The organism is Aeromonas enteropelogenes (assembly GCF_000819845.1).
Taxonomy (GTDB): domain Bacteria; phylum Pseudomonadota; class Gammaproteobacteria; order Enterobacterales; family Aeromonadaceae; genus Aeromonas; species Aeromonas enteropelogenes.
On the sequence record NZ_CDCG01000001.1, the window covers coordinates 1 to 2,942 of the forward strand.

At 53.6% G+C, this 2,942-nt stretch carries 1 rRNA gene; it reads right to left on the minus strand.

What is annotated here, in order from left to right:
- Nucleotides 1–19 precede the first annotated feature (19 nt).
- Nucleotides 20–2,908, minus strand: a 23S ribosomal RNA gene (locus tag BN1123_RS00005).
- Nucleotides 2,909–2,942 lie beyond the last annotated feature (34 nt).

Below are 2,942 nucleotides of genomic sequence, written 5' to 3' on the forward strand. Positions count from 1 at the left end.
AACACTTCTTGGGTGTTGTATGGTTAAGCCTCACGGGTAATTAGTATGGGTTAGCTCAACACGTCGCCGCGCTTACACACCCCACCTATCAACGTTGTGGTCTCCAACGGCCCTTTAGGACCCTCAAGGGGTCAGGGATGACTCATCTCAGGGCTCGCTTCCCGCTTAGATGCTTTCAGCGGTTATCGATTCCGAACTTAGCTACCGGGCAGTGCCACTGGCGTGACAACCCGAACACCAGAGGTTCGTTCACTCCGGTCCTCTCGTACTAGGAGCAACTCCCTTCAATCATCCAACGCCCACGGCAGATAGGGACCGAACTGTCTCACGACGTTCTGAACCCAGCTCGCGTACCACTTTAAATGGCGAACAGCCATACCCTTGGGACCGACTTCAGCCCCAGGATGTGATGAGCCGACATCGAGGTGCCAAACACCGCCGTCGATATGAACTCTTGGGCGGTATCAGCCTGTTATCCCCGGAGTACCTTTTATCCGTTGAGCGATGGCCCTTCCATTCAGAACCACCGGATCACTATGACCTACTTTCGTACCTGCTCGACCTGTCCGTCTCGCAGTTAAGCTGGCTTATGCCATTGCACTAACCTCCTGATGTCCGACCAGGATTAGCCAACCTTCGTGCTCCTCCGTTACTCTTTGGGAGGAGACCGCCCCAGTCAAACTACCCACCAGGCACTGTCCGCGAGCCCGATTCAGGGCCCTGCGTTAGAACATCAAACATACAAGGGTGGTATTTCAAGGACGGCTCCAGCGCAACTGGCGTCACGCCTTCAAAGCCTCCCACCTATCCTACACATGTAGGTTCAATGTTCAGTGCCAAGCTGTAGTAAAGGTTCACGGGGTCTTTCCGTCTAGCCGCGGGTACACCGCATCTTCACGGCGAATTCGATTTCACTGAGTCTCGGGTGGAGACAGCATGGCCATGGTTACACCATTCGTGCAGGTCGGAACTTACCCGACAAGGAATTTCGCTACCTTAGGACCGTTATAGTTACGGCCGCCGTTTACCGGGGCTTCGATCAAGAGCTTCGCTTGCGCTAACCCCATCAATTAACCTTCCGGCACCGGGCAGGTGTCACACCCTATACGTCCACTTTCGTGTTTGCAGAGTGCTGTGTTTTTGATAAACAGTCCCAGCCATCTGGTCACTGCGACTCCCGTCAGCTCCATCCGCAAGGGACTTCACCAACAAGAGCGTACCTTCTCCCGAAGTTACGGTACTATTTTGCCTAGTTCCTTCACCCGAGTTCTCTCAAGCGCCTTGGTATTCTCTACCCGACCACCTGTGTCGGTTTGGGGTACGATGACTTGTAATCTGAAGCTTAGAGGCTTTTCCTGGAAGCAGGGCATCAATGGCTTCCGCACCGTGGTGCGTTCGTCTCGTGTCTCAGCGTTGCACCTCCGGATTTACCTAAAGGTACCGCCTACGCACTTTCACCAGGACAACCGTCGCCTGGCCCACCTAGCCTTCTCCGTCCCCCCATCGCAATTACAAGTCGTGCAGGAATATTAACCTGCTTCCCATCGACTACGCCTTTCGGCCTCGCCTTAGGGGTCGACTCACCCTGCCCCGATTAACGTTGGACAGGAACCCTTGGTCTTCCGGCGAGGAGGCTTTTCACCCCCTTTATCGTTACTTACGTCAGCATTCGCACTTCTGATATCTCCAGCATACCTCTCGATACACCTTCGCAGACTTACAGAACGCTCCCCTACCACTCACGCTTAGCGTGAATCCGCGGCTTCGGTGCCTGGTTTGAGCCCCGTTACATCTTCCGCGCAGGCCGACTCGACTAGTGAGCTATTACGCTTTCTTTAAATGATGGCTGCTTCTAAGCCAACATCCTAGCTGTCTGAGCCTTCCCACATCGTTTCCCACTTAACCAGAACTTTGGGACCTTAGCCGGCGGTCTGGGTTGTTTCCCTCTTCACGACGGACGTTAGCACCCGCCGTGTGTCTCCCGGATAGTACTTACTGGTATTCGGAGTTTGCATGGGGTTGGTAAGTCGGGATGACCCCCTAGCCCAAACAGTGCTCTACCCCCAGTAGTATTCGTCCGAGGCGCTACCTAAATAGCTTTCGGGGAGAACCAGCTATCTCCGAGTTTGATTGGCCTTTCACCCCCAGCCACAGGTCATCCCCTAACTTTGCAACGTTAGTGGGTTCGGTCCTCCAGTTGATGTTACTCAACCTTCAACCTGCCCATGGCTAGATCACCCGGTTTCGGGTCTACACCTTGCAACTAGACGCCCAGTTAAGACTCGGTTTCCCTACGGCTCCCCTATACGGTTAACCTCGCTACAAAATGTAAGTCGCTGACCCATTATACAAAAGGTACGCAGTCACCCCGAAGGGCTCCCACTGCTTGTACGTACACGGTTTCAGGTTCTATTTCACTCCCCTCACAGGGGTTCTTTTCGCCTTTCCCTCACGGTACTGGTTCACTATCGGTCAGTCAGGAGTATTTAGCCTTGGAGGATGGTCCCCCCATATTCAGACAGGATGTCACGTGTCCCGCCCTACTCGATTTCACATCAAGGTTGTTTTCGTGTACGGGGCTATCACCCTGTATCGCCGGCCTTTCCAGGACCGTTCCACTAACTTCCAAGATGCTTAAGGGCTAATCCCCGTTCGCTCGCCGCTACTGAGGGAATCTCGGTTGATTTCTTTTCCTCGGGGTACTTAGATGTTTCAGTTCTCCCGGTTCGCCTCTGTTACCTATGTATTCAGTAACAGATACCCGAGTTGTCTCGGGTGGGTTTCCCCATTCGGAAATCCGTGAGTCGTAATGTCTCTTACCGACTGCTCACGGCTTATCGCAGGTTAGTACGTCCTTCATCGCCTCTGACTGCCAAGGCATCCACCATGTACGCTTAGTCACTTAACCATACAACCCCAAGAAGTGTCGGTGAAACCGGCAC